This is a genomic window from Cytobacillus sp. ABV4_503 (assembly GCF_056158445.1).
In genome coordinates, this window is record NZ_JBSWTH010000001.1 from 533682 (window position 1) to 557945 (window position 24264).

Consider the following 24264-nt stretch of genomic DNA (forward strand, 5'->3'; position numbering starts at 1 on the left):
TCACTGAGAGCAAGGATAGTAACACAATGTGTGTTGATACGCACAAGGAGGCAACAAAAATGGAAAATGGTAAAGTAAAATGGTTTAACAGTGAAAAAGGCTTCGGATTCATCGAACGCGAAGGTGGAGAAGACGTATTCGTTCATTTCTCAGCTATCCAAGGCGAAGGTTATAAATCTTTAGAAGAAGGTCAAGAAGTGACTTTCGATGTTGAGCAAGGTCAGCGTGGAGCTCAAGCAGCTAACGTGCGAAAAGCTTAATTATATAACCAAACTCAGGGCAGGCTCTTTATGGGCCTGTTTTTTTGTGTGAAAAATTAGGAAGTAAAAATTTTGAGCGTCGATTACTGTCTAGCTCCAGCGCCTACCCCCTCGAGGTCACAAGCCAAGCCTCCCAAAAAGGCAAAGGACGCCTTTCCGGGAGGCTCGTCTTGTGCTTGTCGGGGGTGGACAAGGCGCTTACGCTTTTCTAATAAGGAACCCTGCTCACGAATGAGCAGGGCACATGTACACGGTAAATCAAATGGTAAATCAAGTGTATCATATTATTGTGAATTTTCCTAACCGCGGGAATCCTATCCCCGGTGAACCTGCATCATAATTTTAGTGACATAATGCTCCTTATCATTCTGTACTACGGTATCATAAATGTACTCTTCAAAAACATGCTCCCCTAAGGTTAAATGCAGCCGTTCCATCTCTGAGAAAAGGCGCTTATAGGTATCGGTGATAGTTTTTTCGCTCCCAACATGATAGCCGATGAGGAAATCACCTTTTACGGCCCGAAAATATGGATGTCCCTCCTTTGGATTGGGCTGCTCGATATACAAATAGCTGTAATTGGAGAATTCCCCTTTCAGCACCTGCTCCCGCTTTGTTATAGATCCGATCGGATATCCTGAATCAAGCTGTGAAAGCTGCAATTCATTAATAAAATCCGAGATGACCTCCACAAATTCTTCATCTGATATATTTTGAATGTTCCTGCTTAGATATAGGGTTGCTTCCGGCAATGGCTGAAGCGTAATTCTATTAAAATCAAGCTGAGAAGCTTCTTCCATTAATTCGATTTTGGCCTCGATCATTTTCTCCTTCATTTCGATTTCCTGCCGTTTTTTTACAATTTCCTCTTTTTTCCGGTACATGATGGATAGAAAGCTTTCGGGCGATTTATTTTGCATGTACTGCTGAATATCGTTAAGCGACATGCCAAGATCCTTTAATAAATCAATCACAAAAAATAACTCTAATTGGTGAATGGAATAATAGCGGTAGCCTTTTTCATTTTTCTTTACCGGGGACAAAATCCCGATTTGATCGTAATAAAAGATTGTCTGCTTGTTAACCTTGCAAAGCTTTGCGAATTCACCAGTCGTTAAATATTTGCCATCTTTTTTACTCATTTTTTACATCACTGCCCTTGACTATATAGTTACTATATACACTAGGATAAAACGTATAATTAAATCAAGTTTGATTGTTTTGTAAGGAGTATGATATAGATGAAAACACAAAAAATCACTTTAGGATTATTATTGACGAATTTATTCATAGCCTTTCTGGGTATTGGACTGGTCATTCCTGTCCTGCCTACCTTGATGAATGAATTGGGCATAACTGGCACAACCATCGGGTATTTAACAGCCGCTTTTGCATTGGCCCAGCTGATTGTTTCCCCGTTTGCAGGGAGAGCAGCCGATAAATGGGGCAGGAAGGTCATGATTGTTACCGGCCTATTTATTTTCGGCCTTTCTGAATTTTTATTCGGGATCGGCAAAGAGATCGAGCTGCTGTTCGTTTCCCGGATCTTGGGCGGAATTAGTGCGGCCTTTATTATGCCGGCCGTGACAGCCTTTATCGCTGATATCACGACGACGGATACCCGTCCAAAGGCACTCGGGTATATGTCAGCCGCTATTAGTACCGGATTTATTATCGGTCCCGGCATCGGCGGGTTTTTAGCGGAATTTGGTACGCGAGTGCCATTCTTCTTTGCGGGTGCAATGGGTGCACTTGCAGCAGTGCTTTCGATGATTTTATTATCTGAGCCTGAGCGCACTGAAGAGGAAAATCAGGAAGGGGCAGTAGAGGGCAGAGGCGGCTTCCGACGCCTGATGGAGCCAAAATATCTCCTGGCCTTTATTCTGATTTTTATTGCCTCATTTGGGCTGGCTGCTTTTGAATCATTCTTTAGCTTATTTGTGGATCACAAGTTTGCTTTTAAACCATCAGATATCGCCATTGTAATCACGGGAGGGGCCATTTTCGGAGCCGTATCCCAAATCCTCCTGTTTGACCGACTGACCCGCATTTGGGGCGAAATCAAACTGATCCGCTACAGCTTAATACTATCCGGACTGCTTGTGTTTTTAATGACTGTTGTTCATTCCTACTTCTCGATTTTACTTGTAACCTTCATTGTGTTTGTAGGATTCGACTTATTTCGCCCGGCTGTCACTTCCTATCTTTCGAATATCGCCGGCAATGAACAAGGCTTCGTTGGCGGCATGAACTCGATGTTTACAAGCCTCGCGAATATAAGCGGCCCTATTATTGGGGGAATGCTGTTTGATATCGATATTAACTATCCTTATTATTTTGCAACGGTCATCCTGGCATTTGGGATTGGATTGACGCTGTTATGGAAGAAGCCTGCAGAGAAGGCATCCAAAGTGGTGAAGGCAGTATAGCTAATTAAAATACACATTATAAAAAAATATAGTGTGCAGGATATAATAAGAAGTATTAATGATCTGAAAGAGAGCTGATTTATTGTGGATACTCAAATAACTTCGAAAATAAAAATAAATAAGCCGGCCAATGTGGTGTTTGAAGCAATCGTAGACCCAGCTAAAATCGGTCACTTCTGGTTCTCGTCGAGTTCTGAAAGATGGGAACAAGGCAAGTCGATTATAGTGAAATATGATGAATATAACGCTGAAGGCATTTTAAATGTTTTAGAAATTGAGGAAAGTAAGAAAATCGTGTTTTCATGGGGCGGAGAAACGAATGAAGAAACAATTGTTGCCATTACACTGAATGAACCGGATCATTTGAGTACAATCATTGAGGTGAACGAATCTGGTCTTGGTGAAAATGACCCTGAAGCCGTAAGCAAGATGCTGGGACAAAAAGAAGGCTGGATCTATATGCTGACTTGCCTCAAGGGCTATTTGGAACATGGCATTAGTGATTTGAGAGCGTCATTAATCCATTAATAAGATTTCTACTATGATACTGTCAGTTAACCCAGGCGTAATGCCTGAAAAGTTTGCGTGCTAAACAAAAAGAGTGAATTAACGATTAATTCACTCTTAAAGATAATTAATTTTTAGCACCATTTTCCGGGTATGGCTGACCGTATCCTTCCACTTTCCCAGCACGTTCTCTTTCATATTCTGAGCCTGCACCTTGACGATTATCAACTGAGGATTTCGCTGCTTGCTTCTCTGATTTGCCGTTCTGACGTGACAATATCTTCACCTCCCATACACAGTTTAGATTGCTTAATAATTGTGAAACTATTCAAGGGGGACACAGGTTTAATGGCCCAGAAATGATGCGGGGCGTCCAATTGATGGTGAAAGAACTTTCTTAGATTCAGAGGATAATCCTCCGGAAGCCTGCCGGTGAGCCCATAAGTTAGCTGGCTTTTCAGGTACATATATGCTATGTTGTTAATATATAGTAGACCTTTCTTCGTAAACGGGAAAGGTCTGCTTTTTATATATTCAAAAGAAGGATGGTGCATGGAAATGACAGTAGAATTGAAGTTTTGCCAGGTGTTTGATCCCAGCAGGGGGGGTATCTATTATGAACCATAGTCTTGAGGCTCTGACTGAAAAAGAGTACTTTATTAAACAGCTGACGTTTATTGATGAAAACTATCAGGATTTGAATAGCCTTTATGTATCTTCCACTCCGTTAAAGGAGCGGAAAAAAGACTTCCTTAGTATTTATGTAAGTGAAGTGGAGCAATACATTGCGCTTTGTAATCAGGTTCCTGGAGAACCGACTTTGCGAAAAGTGTTGATTGGAACAAAGGTAACCGTGTTATTCGACGGGGAGGATGACCGGGAGGATTATTATATATGCCTGCCCGATCAGTCGGACCCTGATAATGGCTGCATTTCATTCTTGTCTCCTGTCGGCAGGCAGCTACTGTTAAAAAATCTGGGTGAGCAAACCTCACTGATTATCCCAAGCGGTCAGCTGGATGTGGTAATTGAAAATATTTCTTATTGGGATCAGGAGACAGGTTAACATATTTTTACTTGGAGCAGAGGGACAGAGGACCTGTCCCCCTGTCCCGCCAGGCGGAAGGAGCTTGAGGTTCAAATAATTGACTTCCTAAACTGTAACTTATAATATTACAGTATCGTTTTCGCTGTCAGTTTATTTTGCGTAAACATTAAACAAACTAGGTTTGAACGAAAAAAGGAGTGATTTACATGAATCCAAGCTATAAACCGCTATTAGAATCTCTTCAGTTAAAAAATCATGTGGAATTAAAAAACAGAGTGGTCCTGGCTCCAATGACCAATTTTGCATCCCATCCGGATGGAACGTTATCAGATGCCGAGATCGAGTATTACGTACGCCGATCTAAAGGGGCCGGAATGGTGATTACGGCTTGTACAAATGTGTCTGCCAACGGAAAGGGATTCCATGGTGAATTCGGCGGCGATCACGATGGGATGATTCCTAGTCTTTCGAGGCTGGCAGCCAGCATTAAAGAGCAGGGGGCCAAAGCCATTCTCCAGATCTTTCATGGCGGGAGGGAATGCCCTCCAGAGCTCGTTCCAAATGGGGAAACAGTCAGTGCCAGTGCGATTGCATCTGAAGGAAGCAGCAACACGCCAAGAGCACTGTCGGAAAAGGAAGTGGAGGACATCATTACCGCTTTCGGCGAAACAACTCGCAGGGCTATCCAGGCAGGCTATGATGGCGTCGAAATTCATGGAGCCAATGGCTATTTAATTCAGCAATTCTTTTCTCCGCATTCAAATCGCCGCGAGGACCGTTTTGGAGGCAGCCTTGAAAAGCGCATGACGTTCCCTCTTGCTGTGATAGACGCAGTCCAAAAAGCGGTAAAAGAACATGCGAAAGAGCCATTTCTTGTCGGGTACCGTTTTTCTCCGGAAGAGCCTACTGAGCCAGGGATCACAATGGAAGATACACTTCAATTGGTCGATGTGCTGTCAGATAAAGGGCTGGACTACCTTCATGTCTCCCTGATGGAGTTCTGGTCCAAGCCAAGACGCGGGGCTGATGAAGCTAAGCCGAGAATTCAGCATCTCTTAGAAAAAATAGATAATCGCCTGCCGCTTATCGGAGTAGGGTCGATCCATACCCCTGATGAAGCCGTAAAAGCACTGGAAACGGGAGTGGCCATGGTTGCTCTAGGCCGGGAATTGATTATGGAGCCCGATTGGGTGCAGAAGGTGCAGGAAGGCAAAGAGTCTCAAATTGCCACCACTTTATCCAGGAAGGATCAGGAAAAGCTGGTCATCCCGGATCCGCTCTGGCAGGCAATCGTAAACACTCCAGGGTGGTTTTCGGTTGTAGATTAATTGATACATTTAGAAATTATATTAAAGGGCAGAAGTGACAGTCTTTACTGTCATTTCTGTCCTTTTGTTTTCATATTTCTCCATCTTTCCTTAATGATGATGACCCTGCCCCGCTTCCTGCCTGCCTGTTCCTTCTTGCAGGAATTCCACGTCGCTTTTCGACAGCTCTCCCACAATAAACTGCTTTTGCGGCATGATCAGGCTATCGTCTTGCTGGGCGTGCACTTTTACAAAGTAAAGGCCATCCTTGTCAAAATCCTTGCTGATGCTGTAGACGCCACCGCCCTCATCGGCTGCTTCCTCCATCCCATATCGGACAGTGCCGTCCTGTTTCCATATCTCAAAATGAACAAAGTCGGCATGAACAGCAGGCTTGCCGTCCTGTGTGAGTGTGGCTCTAATCGTCTCCTGTTCTCCAGCTGTGAAATTGTCAGGTGTTTGTATTTCCAGCTTCAGCGGTGTTTCCTGTTTGTAAAGCTCTGCTGCGTTCTCATCCAGTGAGCATGCACTCAGCAATGACAGCAGCAGGACCATAAAGATATATTTTTTCACGGTATTAGACTCCCTTAACCTAAACTTACGCATTCAGAAACCTCTTCAACGCAGGTATTCTTCGAATCAAGCTTAAGTCAATCATCAAAACAACGATGATCGATAAGCCGACTAATGGGAATAGGATTCCCATGGCAATTAACAGCAGGAAGAATCCCTTTGTATTTTTGAACCCAGCTTGTTTTGGCGCACCTATTTCTATTTTCGGCTTGCGTTTGAGCCACAGATAATAGCCGCTTACGGCCACAAGGATGATGCCTAAACAAATGAAAAGACTGATTAATTGATTGATCAGGCCAAATTGTGTTCCGGTATGAAGTGTAATTCCCCAAGCGACCATTTTTCCGATCCAGCCATAATTGTCATAGCGGTAATCCGTCAAAACCGCACCTGTGTATTGATCGATATGCATCGTAATCTCATCCTGCGCTTTTGGCGGGAAGGCGGAAAGAGTGTATACACCCGATTTTTCCTGCGGAATATAGATTGAATAACTTGGATGCACTCCTTCACGTTCCGCAATAGATACTACATCATCAATCGGGAGGCGAATGAATCCCTGAATGTCCGAAGCAGGCACGTCCAGATTTTCGGCTGCCCATGGAACATCAGCAATGTCTTTCGTTTGGATGGTTGACTGGGGTCCGCTTCCAACCCAGATCGCAGGAGGATAACCTTGCCCGGTATTAGTTGCCATCGACTGAAAGTTCGTGCCCCAGAATCCGGACCACGGGAGTCCTGTCATGATTAAAAAGAGCATCCCTGCTGTGACCCAAAAGGCAGGTACAGCATGCAAATCTCTTCTAAAAGTCTTTTTCCCTTTATTCAAACGCGGAAAAAGCACACCAGCCACGCCTGTCGTTTTCTTCGGAAACCATAAATAAAGCCCTGTTACGATCAGCACAACCGCCCAGCATGCAGCCAGTTCGACGACCCGGTCTCCCATAGTGCCAGCCATCAGTTCCCCGTGAAACTCTTCAATTTTATCCATAATCCGGTCTTCGCTGTTTAATTCCCCGAGGGACTCACCTGTATAAGGATTGATAAAAACAGTAATCGATTCATCGTTATTCACAATGCCGACTTCACTGGAACGATCGGAGCTTTCCCCAGGACGGTACACCGTCACTGCTGCATCCGGATAAAGCTTCTTCACTTCTTCAATCTGCTGTGAAGCAGAAATTTTTTCACCCTGAGGGGTGACTTCGTAGTAATCCTGATAAAGGACACCCTCGATTTGCGGCTTAAATAAATAGATTGCTCCAGTTACAGCCAGAATAAAAAGAAATGGCGCAAAAATAATGCCCGCATAAAAATGCCATCTCCAAACCGTTCTGTACAGTGATGCGTTAGTCTGCGGCTGTTTTTGTATATCCGTCATTTCTTTAACCGTTTCCATGTCATCAAAGCTCCTCTTCGTCCATCTTCTTTTCATATCTTAAAAGGGGAATGTGAGAAATGAATGAAGTTTTGAAAAAAATTTTTGGCAAAATCATAACTGCCAGAAACTTTCCTTTTTATACAAGGATTTCTTAATAAATTGTTGAATAGTGTCATTAAAGAACAGACAAGGGAGTTTTTAGATGATCCATAAACAATTGAAATCGCAAAAAAGCTTAGAGGTTCTGGCAAAGATAAGGGAGATTGCCATTGGTTTTCCTGAAACCGCCGAACAGGTTGATAAATTTGGACATACTTCATTTCGGGTGAAAGATAAGCCTTTTGTTATTTTGGGAGAAAACGAAGAGGGCATTCCGTCCATTGCCATGAAAACATCAAAAGAAACGCAGGAGTTTTTATTGCAGGGAGGCAGCCGTTTTTTCAAGACCCCCTATATCGGACAGCATGGCTGGACCTCGATCCTCGGCGATCTTGAACTAGAGTGGAATGAGGCAGAAGGCAGATAAAAGAAGCTTATTTGAGGACAGCGCCTAAATCTATCCTGAAAAGCTTGAAAATAGGAGGAAGTTCATCCTAGAAGCATGAAACCCAGACAAATCATCCGGGTTCAGTTAAAGGAAAAGGGCAGTCAATCCGCCTATTAATAAAAGGATGGTACTTGTGAGAATGGTGATTTTACCTGTGCGGTTTGATTTATGAAAAAGCTTAACAAACATTCTCCACACCTCGCTTTTTAGTTAGTTATATTATAATACGATTTGGGATTGAAAAGGATTCATGACATGCGCAGAGAAAGTTTCTCTGCGCATTTTTTTGTGGAATCAGGGTTTCTGAGAGAATTCCATTAATCCTCTTTTTCATTTTCCAAAATGAATAGGGGAATTCTAGTTTGTTACCCAAGCTTGCAGCTGCCCTGTGAATATAATGAAATGATCATCATGAAGAAACCAAATAAAAGATACAGGGGAGATTTTATGGAAGAAAAGAAAATTTACTATGATAAGGAAAAAGGCTGCTTAATAGCTCCTAAAACTGGGTGGAAGCGCATGAAGGCAGCCTTTTGCATCCGCCTTATGTCTGCTGCTTCCCACCTGCTCCTGCCGCCGAAAGAACATCCATGCAATGGGGACGAACAGCTTCCCGGGAAAATAGGCAGCTACTCTAAAGGGCTTCCCCACAATTCTCTTGGAGAAGTTGTATCCGATGCGTATGAACAGTATCTGGAAGCTTTAAAGTCAGGAAATCCGGAAGATTTCGAAAAGATCCCAATGGGAGGGAAGGTGAAGCTTTCCAATCCACAGGCTTCCTATGTATATGATTTAATTGGACCGGATTGCCATCAATTGAAACTGTCCAAGCCTCCAGCATTCAGCAGCGCCTGGGAAGCGGGAGAAATGGCAGAGTTATACTGGCAGGCACTTACAAGGGATATTCCTTTCATGGCCTATGATAGTGATCCCCTGATTGCTGAGGCTGCTGGTGAACTATCAGGATTTTCTGATTTTCGAGGACCGAAAGTTAACGGAAAGGTCACTCCTGAAACATTGTTCCGCAGTCAGTTTCCAGGTAATCTTACAGGTCCCTATATTTCACAGTTTCTTTGGAAGGGCATTCCATTTGGTGCTGCAGACATTCCCCAGAAATACCGCACCACTTTGGCTGGGTCTGATCATATGACTTCTTATGAAGAATGGCTGGACATACAAAATGGCTCTTCATCTAAAGAACCTATAAAAGATCCGGTGCCCCGCTATATCCGCAATGGGCGTGATTTAGGTGAGTATGTACATTATGATTTTTCATTTCAATGTCCGCTTTCGGCCTGTTTAATTTTACTTAGTTATGGGCCCTCTGCTCTCGATGCGCACAACCCTTATCTTAAGTCGGCTACCCAGGGAGGATTCATTACCTTCGGGGCTGCTCATATATTGGACATGGTCACAAAAGCAGGGAGAATGGCACTCGAAGCGGCCTGGTTTCAAAAGTTCCTCGTCCACCGCAGGCTCCGTCCCGAAGAATTTGGCGGGCGTGTTCATAACCATATGAATGGGTCGGCTAAATACCCGATCCACTCAGAACTCCTTGAATCCAGCGTGCTTACTCAGGTTTACAGCAGATATGGATCTTATCTTCTGCCTATGGCTTATCCGGAAGGCTGTCCAACGCATCCAGCCTACCCTGCCGGCCATGCATGCATAGCAGGTGCTGGGGTTACGATCCTTAAAGCATTTTTCAACGAATCATTTGTGATTCCGGATCCGGTGGAAGCAAGTTTCGATGGACTCTCCCTGCTTCCTTATCCGGGCACCCCTCTGACAGCAGGAGGGGAGCTTAATAAGCTTGGTGTGAATATTTCCCTTGGCAGAGACACAGCAGGTGTTCATTGGCGTTCTGATGGCATAGAAGGGCTAAAGCTTGGTGAAGCAGTGGCTATTGGGCTCCTGCGGGATTACAGCTCATCCTTTAATGAGCATTTTAACGGCTTTACGCTAACCAAATTTGACGGGAAAAAAGTAACGATTAAATAAGCTTTATACACACATGTGCAAACCTCTGCGCCATGTGTGTTTTTTTTGGGGGGGGATCTCGATAATAGTTTTGGTCTGCGTCTTTTATTTGATGGCTTCTCAGGAACAAGTGTTTTGCTGGGCCAATCCCTTTTTATCAAGAGTGGAACAAGTTTTTTTCGAAAAAAAAAGCCTTTGACATTTTCCTGACACATTGGGCATTTAAAGTATGACTTGTAAGGCAAACGAAAACTAATTCAATTCAAAATAGATTAAGAAGGAAGTGTTCAATTATGACAGAGTTTAACGAAGAAAGCAGAACGGAGAACCGGGCAGTGAAAAAGCCGGTATGGAAAGGATTCCTGTCAACCGTGGCAGCAGGTGTGCTGGGCTCGGCGCTTACGCTGACAGCCGTTCCGTATTTCCAGGAAGACACACCGCAGGCAACGATTCCGGAAGAAACTGGACAAGCTGAAAGCTCATCCAATCTTGATGTGACGCCAGTAACTGCCACATCCAATTCCCTGGCGGATACAATTGAACAGGCTTCGAAGGCGATTGTCGGCGTTGTGAATATGCAGCAGCAAAACAATAATCCGTTCAGCCAGTCGAGTGAAGCTGCTGAAAGCGGTACGGGTTCGGGGGTAATTTTTAAAAAGACAGATGATGCGGCCTACATTGTGACCAACAACCATGTGATTGAAAATGCAAGCGAAATTCAGGTGACGCTGCATGATGGGGAGAAGGCAACAGCAGAATTGATTGGAACCGATGCTCTGACAGACATTGCGGTGCTGAAAATCAAAGGGGATGTAGACGCTGCAGCCATGACGTTTGGGGATTCTTCCAAGCTGAGAGCCGGCGATCAGGTGCTGGCGATCGGCAATCCGCTTGGCCTGGATTTATCGAGAACGGTGACACAGGGCATCGTGAGTGCGGTCGACCGCTCGATTGAAGTGAGCACTTCTGCAGGGGAATGGAACTTAAATGTCATTCAGACGGATGCAGCGATCAACCCCGGCAACAGCGGCGGCGCATTGATGAATACAGCCGGGCAGCTGGTCGGGATCAACAGCCTGAAAATCGCGGATAACGGAGTGGAAGGGCTTGGGTTTGCAATCCCAAGCAATGAAGTGAAAACACTGATTGATCAGCTGATTGAAAATGGTCAAGTGATCCGCCCGTATCTTGGCGTTGGATTGGCAAGCTTTGACGAAGTGCCGTCTCAATATTTGCGCAATCTTCCTGATGGGGTGACTAGCGGAGCGATTGTAGCAAACATAGATCCGGATTCCGCTGCAGCTAAAGCAGGATTGCAGGCAGAGGACATTCTCGTCAGTATTGGCGGAAAGCAAATCACGAATTCAGGAGATTTGCGCAAGCATTTATACAGCGGTTTTTCAATTGGCGATAAGGTGAAAATTGAATTTTACCGGGGGGGAGAATTGAAAACAGCTGAAGTCACGCTGACAAGCAATCAGAAAGTGAATTAGGAGAGGGGAACGGGATGAAGAATAAGAAAGTTTTCTATTGGATTTTAGGCAGTGTATTAACAATCGGAGCAGCGGCAGCCATCTTTTTTACAATAAAAGAGGATGATGCGGCTGCGACTGTAAACGGGGAAAAAATCAGCAGGGATGAGCTGCATGAGCGTCTCGTTGACCAGTACGGGAAGGAGCTTCTGGATTCGCTTATCACCGAGAAAGTGATTGATCAGGAAGCGAAGAAAGAAAATGTGAAAGTGACACAGGAAGAAATTGATGAGGAAAAGGCTGTATATGCAGAGTCATACGGCGGGGAGGATGCTTTAAAGCAGACACTCGAATCAAGCGGTCTCTCGATGGCTGATTTTGAGGAGGATATCGAATCCTACCTGGCAACGAAAAAGCTTCTGGAACCAAGGATTGAGATTTCAGAAGAAGATATGAAAACCTATTTTGACGAAAACAAAGAAAGCTTTGCCCAGGAGGAACAGGTATCAGCGAGCCATATTTTAGTAGAGGAAGAGGACACGGCAAAGGAAGTCATTGGAAAACTGAATGATGGCGGCGATTTTGCAGAGCTGGCGGCTGAATACTCGACCGATGAAAGCAACAAAGATGCTGGCGGAGACCTCGGGTTTTTCGGAAGGGGAGACATGGTCGAAGAATTTGAAGAGGTAGCTTTCTCGCTGGAGCCGGGAAAAATCAGCGATCCTGTTAAAACCGAATATGGCTATCACGTAATCAAAGTCGCAGAAAAGCAGGAAGCAAAAGAAGCAGTCTATGAAGATGTGAAAGAAGAGGTTAAAAATTCATTATTCGAAACAGAGATGCAGACTGAATACACCGCCTGGCTGGAAGAAAAGTTTGAAGAATATGAGATTAAGAATTATTTAGAGGGCTGAGGGGAATCTTGAGATGAATTTTTTAAAACGAGCGTTTTTAAGCGTGAAGGCCCGAAAAGGGAAAAGTATTCTGCAGATCTTCGTATTTACCGTGATTTGTGTATTAGTGCTGGCTGGATTATCGATCCAGACAGCTGCCGAAAAGTCGGGTGATCTCGCCCGCCAAAAGCTGGGGGCAGATGTCACCCTGCAGGCAGATATGGAAAAACTGAGAGAGCAGGCGATGTCCCAGCAGCAGAGCGGAGGGGAGAGGGTACGGTTCCAGTCAGTGCCTGTCCCGCTTGAAGCCGCAGAGGAACTGGCTTCTTATGACCAGATTAAAGGCTATAATTTTTACTCATCCACTACGGGGCTAGCCTCCGATTTTGAGCCGATTGAAAGCGAGTCGGCTGCTTCTGACACATCTGAGGAAAGCAGTGAAGGGCAGGAGCCTGGAAGAGGCATGCCGGGCGGAATGATGCAGGGGGATGTCAGCCTGCAGGGTGTTGCGTTTACAGACTCGGTTGCGGAGTTTATGGATGGAACCTCGGAACTGGTTGAAGGAACCGGGATCACAGTAGAGCATATTGGAAAAAATGTCACGCTGATTGAACAGACATTGGCGGAAGAAAATGAGCTTGGTGTTGGTGATAAGATTACCGTCACGAACCCTCGTGATGAAACGGCTGTAATGGAGCTTGAAGTGATCGGAATCTATCAAACAGCTTCTGCAGGATCTGATCAGGCAATGGATTTCACAGCACTGAATCCTTATAACAAACTATATGTTCCATACACTGCTGGCGCAGCACTAAAGGGATCTGACTATGAAAATACAATCGATAGCGCCATCTACTACATAGATGATCCTGCCGATATGCAGAGCTTTATCGATCAGGCAAAAGCAGAGAGCAGCATCGATTTCGAAACGTTCAAGCTTGATGCCGATGACCAGCTTTATCAGCAAATGGTCGGCCCTATTGAGAATGTAGCCGGATTTTCGAAAAATATTGTGTACCTGGTATCCATTGCCGGAGCTATCATATTGGGACTGATCGTCATGATGTCGATCCGTGAGCGGAAGTATGAAATGGGCGTCCTGCTGGCGATCGGGGAAAAAAGGTGGAAACTCGCAGGCCAGTTTATGGCGGAAATTTTAGTCGTGGCTGTGTTATCGCTCGGCATTGCCACAGCGAGCGGCAATGTGGTGGCGAGCCAGCTTGGCGACCAGCTCCTGAATCAGGAATTGGCATCAGCGGAACAGACCAATACACCGGAATCCTTCAGAGGAAGGGGCATGGGCGGCTTCGGTCCGGGAATGATGCAGGCTCAGGAAACAGTGGAGACAGTAGATGAAATGAATGTACAGGTGACGGGAGAAGATCTTGGCTTCCTTGCCCTAATTGGCCTCGTGATTGCGGCATTGTCGGCATTATTGCCTTCGTTAACCGTATTGCGCCTTCAGCCAAAAGCCATTCTAAGCAAGCAGGATTAAAAGGAGATGGAAAAATGAGTTCATTGCTGGAATTCAAAAATATCAGCTACTGGTATAAACATGAAAATAAAAAACACGATATCTTGAAAAATATTAATGTGAGTTTTGAAAAAGGGAATTTTTACAGCATAATCGGGCCGTCCGGATCCGGGAAAACGACATTCCTGGCACTGGCCAGTGCCCTCGATGTTCCGAAAGAGGGGGAAGTGCTGTACGAAGGAAAGGACATCCGAAAGATCGGACTGACGCGGTTCCGGAACAAATATGTCTCGATTGTCTTTCAATCTTATAATCTTCTTCCCTATATGACAGCCCTGCAGAATGTATTGACGGCGATGGAGATTACAGGGTCTTCTGCGAAAAACAAAAAGGCAATTGCTTTGGAAATGCTGCAGCGGGTTGGGATTTCTGAAATCCAGGCCCGGCAAAAAGTGCTTACATTAAGCGGGGGCCAGCGACAGACGTGTGTCCATTGCCAGAGCTTTGTGCTGTGACGCCGAGCTGATTGTGGCGGACGAGCCGACCGGCAACCTGGATGAAGATACCGCCAGGGAGATTGTCGGGCTTTTGCGGGCGCTGGCCCATGAAGAAGGGAAATGCGTGATCGTGGTTACGCATGACCCCGACATTGCGAGAGATTCGGATGTGGTTGTGAAGCTTTCGAAAGGGGGTATTACGGTTACATTGAATGAATCCGAGCTGGTTTCGAATTGAAGAAGGTGCCTTTTCCTGAGGGAGGAGGCACCTTTTTTGAATGGCACTGCAATAAGCAGCTGGACGGAAAGGTTATATAGCTAACCTTGCTCTCTAAAGTCAAACTCCCATTCTCAACGCATAATTCTATTTTATAGTGGCACAATGAGAGAAAAGTCCGGAGAGCTGAAAATGAAAAAACAAAGTATTTATTTTAGAAAGCATCTTCCATTTAAAGTGCAATCTTCAGCAGAGGAAGATTCACATAAGGAAAAAAACATTGATCCTGATTTGGATAAAACAGTCCAAAAGTTAAAATCGATCTATTCCATTCCGGATAATATGGATGTAAAAGTCCGTACCTTTCATATTGGCGGATTAAACAGGAAAGCCGCCATTTTTTATATAAGCACCATTTCGGATACGAAGATTATTGAGGAGCACGTCCTCCAGCCTTTACTTTTAAATAATGGTTCTTCTAAAGAAATTAAGGATATTGTTTCTGCACAATCATTAACTGCTGTGGAAGAAATTGGAGATGTCTTAAAGGAGTTAAACACAGGAAATACAGCACTTTTGGTAGAGGGTGATCAGAAAGCATATATTATCAGTTCCAATAATTTTCAGGGCAGAGGTATTGATAAAGCTGAAAATGAAGTTGTGATAAAAGGGCCAAAGGAAGCCTTTAATGAAAAAGCAGGCACAAACATTTCATTAATCCGAAAGAAAATAAAGAATGAAAATCTGATAGTGGAAACGACCACAATCTCCAAGCGATCGAATAACGAACTTTTTATCGTCTATATAAAAGGTCTGGCAAATGAAAATTTGCTCCACACGATTAAAGAAAGAGTAAATTCACTTGATGTGGATGCTATACAGAATCTCTCCATTTTAGAAGAATATCTCGAAGAAAGCCATATAACCCTTTTTCCGACGATTTTGTATACAGAAAGGCCGGATCGTGCCGCTTCATTTTTAGAAGACGGCTATATTGTTTTATTAATGGATAATTCACCGGCTTCTTTAATTTTACCGGCTACATTCTGGTCCTTTTTTCATACCTCTGAAGACCGCTATTTACGTTTTATATACGGGAATTTCACAAGGGCATTGCGTATACTTGCCGTATTTATTACGTTATTTATTTCTTCCATATACATTTCGATAACCAATTACCATGTTGAGATGATACCGGCTGATTTGTTGCTGGCCATTTCGGCGACAAGAGAAATCGTGCCTTTTCCTTCTGTTGTGGAAGTCCTGCTTATGGAAATTGCTTTTGAACTGATTCGGGAAGCCGGCTTGCGGGTGCCCAGCCCCATTGGTCCAACCATTGGAATCGTAGGTGCTTTAATTTTAGGGCAAGCCGCCGTCCAGGCAAATATAGTCAGCCCTCTTGTGGTCATTGTGGTTGCCCTGGGAGGCTTAAGTTCATTTGCGATTGGAGATATAAGTATGAACTTTGCCATCCGTTTAATTAGATTCTTTTTTATTTTTTCAGCTGCTTCCTTCGGATTTTATGGGATGACAGCCGCATTTTCAGTTGGGCTGTTTTATATGGTTTCTATTAAATCCTTTGGTGTTCCTTACTTAGCACCGATGACACCTGCCTATACATCATCCAAGGATACGGTTTTTAGGAGGCTGATACAAAAGGAGATATTTAGGCCAGGGTACTTAAAGCCGGATGACTTACAGAAAAAATCAGGAGAATGATTATGGAGAAAATAGAGGGAAAAATAGGCGGAAGGGAATTTATCGCAATCATTATCCTGACTGTTGGGACAAAACTGGCTGACGATACCCCTGCCATTTTATATGAAAGATTAGGGAATGCAGCCTGGATGGCACCAATAATAATGGGAATGATATGGATCATCCCTCTCTATCTTCTGATAAAAGTCATTTCGCTGTATGAAGGCAAAAGCTTAGTCGAGATCATTAAAAAATTGTTTGGAAAATACATGGGATTTATCATTCTGTTTTTATTATGGGGCATTCAATCCTATGCGATTATTATTGACACAGCGATTTATACAGACATAATCGGAACTATGTATTTTACGAAAACACCCGCACTTATTATTTATGTCCTATTAATGGCTGTATCCGTGTATGGAGCAAAAAAGGGACTGGAGCATATTGGATCATTCGCCTGGACTGTATTGCTCTGGATCAAAATCTCCGCTTTCGCTGCGTTGATCATGATTTATATCCAAGGGGAAATCCATTTTATATTTCCTATTTTTGGACCAGGCAAATGGGAGATTATGAAGGAGAGTACAGCAAATTCCTCTCTTTTTGCAGACTTTGTATATTTCAGTCTGATTGCTCCCTTAATAAAAAGTTCAAAGGACTATAGAAAATGGAAACGGCTGGGATTTATTTTTGTTATTTTAGAGCTTACCTTTGCCCTGTTTGGCTTTGTGCTGGTATTTGATTATATCGCTGTAAAAATGATGAATTATCCTTTTCATGAAGCCATTCGGTATATTCAATTCGGGTTTCTGACCAATGTAGAGATGTTTATCTTCCCTTTCTGGCTGCTGTCCACTTTTGTTCGCTTTGCCGTTTATTTGTATCTTTGTGCCTTGCTGTTTGGAGGCCTTTTCAACATTAAGCAATTTGAATATATCATCCCGACACTGGCGACGTTATTTGTTTTCATTGGGATGATACCGGAAACCCCAACTTTTACGATCTTTAATCTAAGGCAGAATTTCCTCCACCTTATTACTCCATTCTTTTTAGGGCTGCCCTTTGTATTATGGATTACGGCAAAACTAAGAGGGGAATTCAAGAAATGAAGAAATACGGGCATTTATGTAAATATCTCTGTTTATTGGTGATGATTTTCCTGTTAAGCGGCTGCTGGGATCAAATCAGTATAGACAAAAGAGCCTATGTGGTTGCCGTGGGCCTGGATAAGGGGGAAAAAGAGGATGAAATTAAAATAACTTATCTCATTTCAAACCCTGAATTATCCAAACAACAGGGAGGATCTGATGAACCCCCGCGGGAAATCTTATCCTTTCAAACAAGTGACATCATCACATCAAAGAACCTGGCAAACACTACTATTGCGAAAGATATAGTCTATGATCTATTGAGTGTTATGATCGTCTCTGAAGATTTCGCTAAAAGCGGGGATTTTATCAGATGGATGTATGATGCCACAAAAGACAGGGAGATTAAACGAAACATTCCATTGATCGTAACCAAAGAAGAAGCCAGTAAGTTTATAAATGAAAATGACCCTAAATTGGAAACCCGAATTCATAAATACTTTAATTTAATATTAGAACACGGGATCCAAACCGGTTTTATACCCGATTCAGATCTGCATAGATTTTTTAGGATTGCTGAAGCGGATGCTAATCTCTTCCTGGCTATATACGGTTCTGCTGAGGAAGAAAAAGAGGGGAAACAGAAGGAGCAATTTTTTGCAGGGGGACTTCAAACCGAAGGACAAACAAATAAAACCCAATTTATAGGGGCAGCTGTTTTTAAAGAAGGAAGAATGATTGGACGGCTTACAGGTGAAGAAACGCGGCTTTCAGGCCTTTTAAATGATACGATAGTCAAGGCGGACATTTTAACTTCTTTTCCTGACCCTTTTGACGAAAGATACCGGATTGCAGCAAGAATTATGCAGAAAGAAGCGAATGAAGTAAAAATGAATCTGAAACATGGAGTACCGTCCATTGATGTGGCGGTCCCGCTTTATATGGAAATATTGTCCGATCATAGTATGGTTAACTATGCTAAACATAGAGGGAAGAGAACCCAGTTAAAACAATATATTGAGGAAAGAATCACACAAAAAATGAATGATCTCGTTGCTAAAACACAAGAAGAATTTAAAGGAGAACCATTCGGCTGGTCGCTGAGTGCCAGAAGACACTTCTCAACGGTCCCGGAATACGAAAAGTTCGACTGGATGAAATCTTATCCCAATATGAAGGTTAATGTTGCTGTAAAAATTAAATTTGGTGAATTTGGCAGACAAAGTGAATTGCCAAGTTTAGAGCAAGTGAGGGATTAAAATTGAATGCATTAGCGTGGGGAATCATGATCGCGGTTTTTATTTATACAGCTGGTTTTGCGTTTAAACTTTGGCAAAATAAGAATAAGGCTGGTTCCATTGCCGTGTTCACTTTAGCGCTGGCCATAGCCGTAACTCCTTTTTTTCAATATTAAACTCAGGTTAGATGATCTCCTGAAAATAAGGTGCCTGGCCTAAAGGAAACTTTGGGCCGGCACCTTATTTGTGGCATTAAATTATTCATACAATCCGCCCGTATACATTCTGGTCAGATTCACAATCACGTCATCCATCTGATACTTTTCCTTATTCATCACCAGCTCCCACATGAACATCTCATTGGAATAAAACCAGCCTCTAGCGGTAAGAGCAGGATCAAGGTGCTCTTTGGCAAGCCTTTGCGCCTGTGCGTAGCGGATATCGACGGAAATGCGCTCGATGAAGCGTTCGCGGATTCCGTACCATTTTTCTTCAATCTCAGGTGAGACGCCGATTGCCTCTTTTACGACCTTCATCATGTCCCGCTCGTCCAAAGCCAGCTGCAGGAACAGCCTGACCTGCTTCTTAATATTTTCATAGGCCTCTTCTTTGGCCTGCGGCTTAAAGGGCATCTCGGCCACTTCGTAAAACTGGTTCATGAGGTCTTCCATTAAGGTAATGAAAAGCTCATCTTTATTTTTAAAATAGACGTACGCCGTGCCGTAGCCTGTTTTTGCTTTTTTGATCACTTGTGAGATGGTTGCTTTTTGGAAACCGTTCTCGAGAAAAACTTCTTTTCCGGCCTGTAGAAGCTTTTGGCGTGTTTTCAGGGCCTGCTGCTGCCTTGCCGGCAATTGATCGATCGGATTCTTCATTTATTTCATTCCTTCGTTCATTTTCTGACAACTATATTGACATTATATCATTGACATAGTGTCAATCAAACCATATAATTTTCGTAAATAATAAATATTCTGAAAGGTTGGAAATCTATGGATTTTACAAGAGAGTATGCAATCGGACTGGATGCCGGGAATGACCTGTCCTACCGGGAAGAGTTTTATATAAAAGAAGATGGAATTTATTTGGATGGCAATTCACTTGGACTGCTTTCAAAGCGTGCGGAAAAGTCACTCCTCGACCTGGTGGATTCCTGGAAGCACCATGCCATTGACGGCTGGACAGAAGGGGACAATCCCTGGTTTTATCTATCTGAAAAACTCGGAAATGAATTGGCTCCTATAGTAGGGGCAAATCCGGAGGAAGTGGTTGTAAGCGGTTCCACAACCGTTAACCTGCACCAGCTTGTCTCGACTTTTTATAAGCCGGAAGGAAAAAGAACGAAGATATTGGCAGATGAACTGAATTTTCCAAGCGATATTTATGCGCTGCAAAGCCAGGTGAAACTGAAGGGCTATGATCCTGATGAGCATCTTGTCCAGGTGAAAAGCGCTGATGGCCACACCTTGAGGGAAGAAGACATTGTCGCGGCGATGACAGATGAAATCGCGCTGATTGTCCTGCCGGGTGTTTTATACCGCAGCGGTCAGGTGCTGGATATGGAGTATTTGACTGCAGAAGCGCATAAACGCGGGATTGAGATTGGCTTTGATCTATGCCATTCAGTTGGATCTGTCCCGCATTCTCTCAGTGATTGGGATGTGGATTTCGCGTTCTGGTGCAACTATAAGCATCTGAATGGAGGACCGGGCTCAACGGGCGGATTGTTTGTGAACAAGCGCCAATTTGGCCAGGTGCCGGGACTTGCCGGCTGGTTCAGCTCCCGGAAGGATAAGCAGTTTGATATGGAACATGTGCTGACAGCAGCAGAGGATGCAGGCGCATATCAGATTGGAACTCCGAATATCTTTAGCATGGCGCCAATTATTGGATCACTCAGCATGTTTAATGAAGCTGGCATGGAAAGGATCCGTGAAAAATCTCTTAAACTGACTGGCTATATGATTGAGCTGATTCAGCATGAACTTGATGGCCACGGATTTATCCTGCGCAACCCGCTTGATGAAAAGAAGCGCGGCGGCCATATTTATCTGGAGCACCCGGAAGCAGCAAGAATCTGCAAGGCGCTGAAGGCTGAGGGAGTCATCCCGGATTTCCGCGCGCCAAATGGAATCCGCCTGGCGCCGGTTGCGCTTTACAATACGTTTGAAGATGTCTGGAAAACAGTTCAGATCCTTAAAGGTATTATGGAAGAGGAAAAATATAAGCAATTCGAAAATAAGCGGGGCGTGGTAGCATGATGAAAAAAGGATGGATCGATATTTCTCAGCCGCTGACTAACAGCATCGCTCACTGGCCCGGAGATACGCCATTCAGCTATGAAACGGCTTTTACAAAAGAGCAAACCGGATCTGTCAATATCGGGAGAATTACGACCAGTCTGCATACCGGCACCCATGTCGATGCACCGTTCCATTTTAATGACGAAGGCGAAAAGATTTTGGGCCTGGACATCGAGCTGTATATCGGGCCTGCGCGGGTAATTGATGTATCTGCCTATGAAACGGTGGATTCGGAAGTTCTGAAAGGATTTGATCTTGAAGGAGTAGAACGTGTCCTCCTTAGGACCGCGGTTCCGAATAATTCGGAAGTGTTTCCGAATCGGATCCCTGAACTGACAGCGGATATGGCGGATTACCTCGGCAATAAAGGCGTGCGCCTGCTCGGAGTGGATGTGCCATCCGTCGATGCCCTCGACAGCAAAGAGATGGAAACACACCATGCGTTATATCGAAATGGCATTCATATTCTGGAAAATATAATGCTGGATGAGATAGAAGAAGGAAATTACGAACTAATTGCCCTGCCGCTCCCGATACAAGACGGAGATGGCAGCCCTGTGCGGGCTGTTATTCGGCCGATTTAAGCGCGGGAACGACCAAATCTCGCATTTACCGGCCAATATGGAAGGTTTAACGCCCGAAAAAGCCTATTTAACGCCCGAACAGGCGGCCAATGCTAAATTTCTGCCTTGCTGGAACCGCATCAGCCAGCAGAAATAGCTTTTACCGGCCGATTTGAATGAAATACCGGCCAAACTGCGGGATTTACCGGCCAAATGAAGTTCGGCCGCAAGCCGAAGCAGGTATATCGGCCAAAAAAATAACATATCGGTCAAAAAAATAATTTATCGGTCAATCACATAACAATATCGGTCAGATTTTCAATTTATCGGTCACTTTCCAGATATATCGGTCAGTCACTGATATACCGGGCCTCAGAACCAGACCGAATCGAGAACGACAAGAACCAATTCCAAGGGGGAACTCACATGAGCAACGAAAAACACCAGGACGTAAACGCGACAACCTCTGAAAAGAGCATCCATACAGATTTCACGAACAACATGACATACGGCGAATACCTGCAGCTTGACAAAATCCTATCCGCGCAAAACAGGCTTTCCGGACATCATGATGAGATGCTGTTCATCGTCATTCACCAGGTGAGCGAGCTGTGGATGAAGCTGATTCTTCATGAAATGGGTGCAGCCATCGAATCGATTGAAAACAATGATTTATCTACAGCACAGAAGCGGTTGGCGCGCGTTTCGAAGACTCAATCGCAAATTATTCAGGCATGGGATGTGCTGTCCACATTGACGCCGTCCGAGTATATGGAGTTCCGCGATTCGCTTGGCCAGGCATCTGGCTTCCAATCCTACCAGTATCGTATGGTAGAATTTGCGTTAGGCTACAAAACCGAGCATGTTCTGAAAATCTACCAAAAAGATCCTGAGCTGCATGCGAAGTTAACGGAAGCGTTCGAAAAGCCGGGCTTATACGATGTAGCCATCCGCGCGCTTCACAAAGCAGGCCTGCCAGTTGATGAAGACATTCTGAATAGAGATGTAACCAGAACATATAAAGAAAATGATTCGGTCCGCGCAGCCTGGATGACGGTGTATAAAAATCCTGAAAAGTACTGGGAGTTATACGAGCTTGCGGAAAAACTTGTGGATATTGAAGATTGGCTGCAGCAGTGGCGCTTCCGCCATATGAAAACGGTGGAAAGAATCATCGGCTTTAAGATGGGAACAGGCGGTTCATCAGGTGTCGGCTATTTGAAAAAAGTATTGGATCAGCGCTTCTTCCCTGAACTTTGGGATATCCGCACAGAGCTGTAATCTAGGATTTAAAGGGGATTGGGGCCCGAAAGTCTTCTTGAATCGGGCCTTGCATAAAAATAGAGAACAGGGGGGTACTATGAGTACAAAACGAGAGCAATGGTCTTCTAAATTTGGCTTTATCATGTCTTCGGCCGGTGCCGCGATTGGCCTGGGAGCGATCTGGAAGTTCCCGTATGTGGCCGGAACGAGCGGCGGGGGCGCCTTTTTGCTGATGTTTATCGCGTTTACGATTTTGATCGGTCTACCGATGCTCATTTCAGAGTTTATTATCGGGCGCGGGGCACAGAAGGAAGCGGTGTCTGCCTATTATAAATTGGCTCCAAACAGTCCGTGGACCATTACCGGCAAGCTTGGCGTTGTCGGCTGCTTCCTGCTGCTGAGTTTTTATTCGGTTGTTGGGGGCTGGGTGCTGATTTATACAGTCCTGTCGATTGGCGGCCAAATCATTACGCCAGGTGCAGCCTATCCGGAACTGTTTGGCATGATTACATCCACGCCAAGCTGGACACTATTGGGACTGGCAGCTTTTCTGCTTATTAACATTGTGGTCATCACATTCGGAATTCAGAATGGGATTGAAGCTGCAAGCAAATATATGATGCCGCTATTATTCATCTTTTTTATCGTGCTTGTGGTACGTGCACTGACACTGGATGGAGCGATGGAAGGAGTCAAGTTCTTCCTGAACCCGGACTTCAGCAAAATCACAGGGGAATCGGCCCTTTATGCATTGGGACAGTCGTTCTTTGCACTGGCAGTCGGCTTCTCGTGCATGGTCACTTACAGCTCGTATCTGGATAAAAAAGTAAGCATCCCAAATTCAGCGGGCTCTGTTGTCATCATGAACATTATTATCTCTGTTTTGGCAGGATTGGCGATTTTCCCGGTTGTGTTTGCGTTCGGATTTGAACCGGCTGAAGGCCCGGGGCTTCTGTTCATGGTCCTGCCGGCCGTCTTTTCACAGATCCCATTAGGGGAAATGTTCCTGGCGATCTTCCTGCTGCTTTTCTTATTTGCCACTTTGACATCATCGTTCAGCATGCTGGAAATCATCGTCTCTGCATTCATCGAAAACGGAAAGCATTCCCGGAAAAAAATCTCCTGGATCTCCGGTATTGTCATGTTCGCCGCCGGGATTCCTGCTGCGCTTTCGTTCAGCTTGCTTGGGGACTTCACCATTTTCGGAAAAAATATATTTGATGCAACCGACTACCTGGTCAGCAACATCCTGCTTCCTCTCGGCTGCCTGCTGATTGCCCTGTTTATTTCTATAAGAATGGACAAACAGCTTGTAAAAGAGGAGTTTCTGCTTGGCAGCGATATTTCCCCTGGCATGTACACAGCGTGGAACATCCTGATGAAAGTATTGGTTCCTGTTACGATTGTTGTTGTGTTTATCAGCACATCCGGAATTTTTTAAAAAGAAGCGCCAATTCCGGCGCTTTTTTTCGTGATAAAAAAATCAAATTAAAGGTTTATGGGCAAATTAATAAGGGTATATA

The 24264-nt window shown here is 44.3% G+C and carries 23 protein-coding genes and 1 pseudogene; 19 read left to right on the forward strand and 5 right to left on the reverse strand.

Annotated elements, in window-relative coordinates; all coding sequences use genetic code 11:
- Positions 1-59 precede the first annotated feature (59 nt).
- Positions 60-260: a cold-shock protein gene (locus ACXAD1_RS02770; RefSeq protein ID WP_009335135.1), complete on the forward strand. Its 201-nt coding sequence runs from the start codon at positions 60-62 to the stop codon at positions 258-260.
- A gap of 314 nt (positions 261-574) precedes the next feature.
- Here the strand turns inward: ACXAD1_RS02770 and ACXAD1_RS02775 are convergent, their stop codons facing one another.
- On the reverse strand, positions 575-1402 hold the full coding sequence (locus tag ACXAD1_RS02775) for a MerR family transcriptional regulator (protein ID WP_474909406.1): 828 nt from the start codon (positions 1400-1402) through the stop codon (positions 575-577).
- Between the two features lie 99 nt (positions 1403-1501).
- Here ACXAD1_RS02775 and norA point away from each other — a divergent pair, with 99 nt between their 5' ends.
- Together norA and ACXAD1_RS02785 are read left to right on the forward strand one after the other, a co-directional pair.
- On the forward strand, positions 1502-2689 hold the full coding sequence (gene norA, locus ACXAD1_RS02780) for a multidrug efflux MFS transporter NorA (protein WP_474909407.1): 1188 nt from the start codon (positions 1502-1504) through the stop codon (positions 2687-2689).
- Positions 2690-2773: 84 nt separating this feature from the next.
- Positions 2774-3217, forward strand: a complete 444-nt coding sequence (locus ACXAD1_RS02785) for an SRPBCC family protein (protein WP_474909408.1) — start codon at positions 2774-2776, stop codon at positions 3215-3217.
- A gap of 106 nt (positions 3218-3323) precedes the next feature.
- Here the strand turns inward: ACXAD1_RS02785 and ACXAD1_RS02790 are convergent, their stop codons facing one another.
- On the reverse strand, positions 3324-3473 hold the full coding sequence (locus tag ACXAD1_RS02790) for a hypothetical protein (protein WP_206841187.1): 150 nt from the start codon (positions 3471-3473) through the stop codon (positions 3324-3326).
- Between the two features lie 339 nt (positions 3474-3812).
- Here ACXAD1_RS02790 and ACXAD1_RS02795 point away from each other — a divergent pair, with 339 nt between their 5' ends.
- Positions 3813-4262 carry a GreA/GreB family elongation factor gene (locus ACXAD1_RS02795; RefSeq protein ID WP_474909409.1) on the forward strand — a complete coding sequence of 150 codons (450 nt, stop codon included), beginning with the start codon at positions 3813-3815 and terminating at the stop codon, positions 4260-4262.
- A gap of 188 nt (positions 4263-4450) precedes the next feature.
- Positions 4451-5572, forward strand: coding sequence for an NADH-dependent flavin oxidoreductase (locus ACXAD1_RS02800; protein WP_474909410.1), 1122 nt, complete (start codon positions 4451-4453; stop codon positions 5570-5572).
- Between the two features lie 90 nt (positions 5573-5662).
- On the opposite strand, the gene ACXAD1_RS02805 is transcribed toward ACXAD1_RS02800, so the two are convergent.
- Both ACXAD1_RS02805 and ACXAD1_RS02810 read right to left on the reverse strand, forming a co-directional pair.
- Complete coding sequence (locus ACXAD1_RS02805) at positions 5663-6124, reverse strand: FixH family protein (protein ID WP_370224309.1); 462 nt, start codon at positions 6122-6124, stop codon at positions 5663-5665.
- A gap of 25 nt (positions 6125-6149) precedes the next feature.
- Positions 6150-7523 carry a PepSY-associated TM helix domain-containing protein gene (locus tag ACXAD1_RS02810; RefSeq protein WP_474909411.1) on the reverse strand — a complete coding sequence of 458 codons (1374 nt, stop codon included), beginning with the start codon at positions 7521-7523 and terminating at the stop codon, positions 6150-6152.
- A gap of 184 nt (positions 7524-7707) precedes the next feature.
- Between ACXAD1_RS02810 and ACXAD1_RS02815 the strand changes: the two genes are divergently transcribed.
- From ACXAD1_RS02815 to ACXAD1_RS02860, 10 genes and pseudogenes are all read left to right on the forward strand, one after another.
- Positions 7708-8031 carry an MmcQ/YjbR family DNA-binding protein gene (locus tag ACXAD1_RS02815; RefSeq protein WP_474909412.1) on the forward strand — a complete coding sequence of 108 codons (324 nt, stop codon included), beginning with the start codon at positions 7708-7710 and terminating at the stop codon, positions 8029-8031.
- 468 nt (positions 8032-8499) lie between these two features.
- Positions 8500-10053 carry a vanadium-dependent haloperoxidase gene (locus ACXAD1_RS02820; protein WP_474909413.1) on the forward strand — a complete coding sequence of 518 codons (1554 nt, stop codon included), beginning with the start codon at positions 8500-8502 and terminating at the stop codon, positions 10051-10053.
- A gap of 272 nt (positions 10054-10325) precedes the next feature.
- Positions 10326-11525 (forward strand): S1C family serine protease, encoded by a 1200-nt coding sequence (locus ACXAD1_RS02825; RefSeq protein WP_474909414.1) that lies wholly within the window; start codon positions 10326-10328, stop codon positions 11523-11525.
- Positions 11526-11539: 14 nt separating this feature from the next.
- Positions 11540-12418, forward strand: a complete 879-nt coding sequence (locus tag ACXAD1_RS02830; RefSeq protein ID WP_474909415.1) for a peptidylprolyl isomerase — start codon at positions 11540-11542, stop codon at positions 12416-12418.
- Between the two features lie 13 nt (positions 12419-12431).
- Positions 12432-13892: an ABC transporter permease gene (locus ACXAD1_RS02835; protein WP_474909416.1), complete on the forward strand. Its 1461-nt coding sequence runs from the start codon at positions 12432-12434 to the stop codon at positions 13890-13892.
- 14 nt (positions 13893-13906) lie between these two features.
- A pseudogene (locus tag ACXAD1_RS02840) lies at positions 13907-14606 on the forward strand (ABC transporter ATP-binding protein).
- A 171-nt stretch (positions 14607-14777) separates the two neighbouring features.
- On the forward strand, positions 14778-16304 hold the full coding sequence (locus tag ACXAD1_RS02845; protein WP_474909417.1) for a spore germination protein: 1527 nt from the start codon (positions 14778-14780) through the stop codon (positions 16302-16304).
- A gap of 2 nt (positions 16305-16306) precedes the next feature.
- Positions 16307-17395 (forward strand): GerAB/ArcD/ProY family transporter, encoded by a 1089-nt coding sequence (locus tag ACXAD1_RS02850; RefSeq protein ID WP_474909418.1) that lies wholly within the window; start codon positions 16307-16309, stop codon positions 17393-17395.
- Entirely contained in the window at positions 17392-18633 is a 1242-nt protein-coding gene (locus ACXAD1_RS02855) for a Ger(x)C family spore germination protein (protein ID WP_206841230.1), read from the forward strand. The genes ACXAD1_RS02850 and ACXAD1_RS02855 overlap by 4 nt, the downstream gene beginning before the upstream one ends.
- Before the next feature lie 2 nt (positions 18634-18635).
- Positions 18636-18788 carry a hypothetical protein gene (locus ACXAD1_RS02860; RefSeq protein WP_474909419.1) on the forward strand — a complete coding sequence of 51 codons (153 nt, stop codon included), beginning with the start codon at positions 18636-18638 and terminating at the stop codon, positions 18786-18788.
- 81 nt (positions 18789-18869) lie between these two features.
- On the opposite strand, the gene ACXAD1_RS02865 is transcribed toward ACXAD1_RS02860, so the two are convergent.
- Positions 18870-19487: a TetR/AcrR family transcriptional regulator gene (locus ACXAD1_RS02865; RefSeq protein WP_206841235.1), complete on the reverse strand. Its 618-nt coding sequence runs from the start codon at positions 19485-19487 to the stop codon at positions 18870-18872.
- 117 nt (positions 19488-19604) lie between these two features.
- Between ACXAD1_RS02865 and kynU the strand changes: the two genes are divergently transcribed.
- From kynU to ACXAD1_RS02885, 4 genes are all read left to right on the forward strand, one after another.
- Positions 19605-20873 carry a kynureninase gene (gene kynU / locus ACXAD1_RS02870; protein WP_474909420.1) on the forward strand — a complete coding sequence of 423 codons (1269 nt, stop codon included), beginning with the start codon at positions 19605-19607 and terminating at the stop codon, positions 20871-20873.
- Complete coding sequence (kynB, locus tag ACXAD1_RS02875) at positions 20870-21499, forward strand: arylformamidase (protein ID WP_474909421.1); 630 nt, start codon at positions 20870-20872, stop codon at positions 21497-21499. The genes kynU and kynB overlap by 4 nt, the downstream gene beginning before the upstream one ends.
- A 405-nt stretch (positions 21500-21904) precedes the next feature.
- Positions 21905-22759 carry a tryptophan 2,3-dioxygenase gene (kynA, locus tag ACXAD1_RS02880; protein WP_197246894.1) on the forward strand — a complete coding sequence of 285 codons (855 nt, stop codon included), beginning with the start codon at positions 21905-21907 and terminating at the stop codon, positions 22757-22759.
- A gap of 79 nt (positions 22760-22838) precedes the next feature.
- Entirely contained in the window at positions 22839-24182 is a 1344-nt protein-coding gene (locus tag ACXAD1_RS02885) for a sodium-dependent transporter (protein ID WP_206841258.1), read from the forward strand.
- The last annotated feature ends 82 nt before the right edge of the window (positions 24183-24264 follow it).

Coding starts and splice junctions, on each gene's coding strand:
- kynB (WP_474909421.1), top strand. CDS start 20,870: ATGATGAAAAAAGGATGGATCGATATTTCTCAGCCGCTGACTAACAGC.
- kynU (WP_474909420.1), top strand. CDS start 19,605: ATGGATTTTACAAGAGAGTATGCAATCGGACTGGATGCCGGGAATGAC.
- ACXAD1_RS02800 (WP_474909410.1), top strand. CDS start 4,451: ATGAATCCAAGCTATAAACCGCTATTAGAATCTCTTCAGTTAAAAAAT.
- ACXAD1_RS02835 (WP_474909416.1), top strand. CDS start 12,432: ATGAATTTTTTAAAACGAGCGTTTTTAAGCGTGAAGGCCCGAAAAGGG.
- ACXAD1_RS02775 (WP_474909406.1), bottom strand. CDS start 1,402: ATGAGTAAAAAAGATGGCAAATATTTAACGACTGGTGAATTCGCAAAG.
- ACXAD1_RS02845 (WP_474909417.1), top strand. CDS start 14,778: ATGAAAAAACAAAGTATTTATTTTAGAAAGCATCTTCCATTTAAAGTG.
- ACXAD1_RS02820 (WP_474909413.1), top strand. CDS start 8,500: ATGGAAGAAAAGAAAATTTACTATGATAAGGAAAAAGGCTGCTTAATA.
- ACXAD1_RS02850 (WP_474909418.1), top strand. CDS start 16,307: ATGGAGAAAATAGAGGGAAAAATAGGCGGAAGGGAATTTATCGCAATC.
- ACXAD1_RS02810 (WP_474909411.1), bottom strand. CDS start 7,523: ATGGAAACGGTTAAAGAAATGACGGATATACAAAAACAGCCGCAGACT.
- ACXAD1_RS02770 (WP_009335135.1), top strand. CDS start 60: ATGGAAAATGGTAAAGTAAAATGGTTTAACAGTGAAAAAGGCTTCGGA.
- kynA (WP_197246894.1), top strand. CDS start 21,905: ATGAGCAACGAAAAACACCAGGACGTAAACGCGACAACCTCTGAAAAG.
- ACXAD1_RS02795 (WP_474909409.1), top strand. CDS start 3,813: ATGAACCATAGTCTTGAGGCTCTGACTGAAAAAGAGTACTTTATTAAA.
- norA (WP_474909407.1), top strand. CDS start 1,502: ATGAAAACACAAAAAATCACTTTAGGATTATTATTGACGAATTTATTC.
- ACXAD1_RS02855 (WP_206841230.1), top strand. CDS start 17,392: ATGAAGAAATACGGGCATTTATGTAAATATCTCTGTTTATTGGTGATG.
- ACXAD1_RS02815 (WP_474909412.1), top strand. CDS start 7,708: ATGATCCATAAACAATTGAAATCGCAAAAAAGCTTAGAGGTTCTGGCA.
- ACXAD1_RS02825 (WP_474909414.1), top strand. CDS start 10,326: ATGACAGAGTTTAACGAAGAAAGCAGAACGGAGAACCGGGCAGTGAAA.
- ACXAD1_RS02830 (WP_474909415.1), top strand. CDS start 11,540: ATGAAGAATAAGAAAGTTTTCTATTGGATTTTAGGCAGTGTATTAACA.
- ACXAD1_RS02865 (WP_206841235.1), bottom strand. CDS start 19,487: ATGAAGAATCCGATCGATCAATTGCCGGCAAGGCAGCAGCAGGCCCTG.
- ACXAD1_RS02885 (WP_206841258.1), top strand. CDS start 22,839: ATGAGTACAAAACGAGAGCAATGGTCTTCTAAATTTGGCTTTATCATG.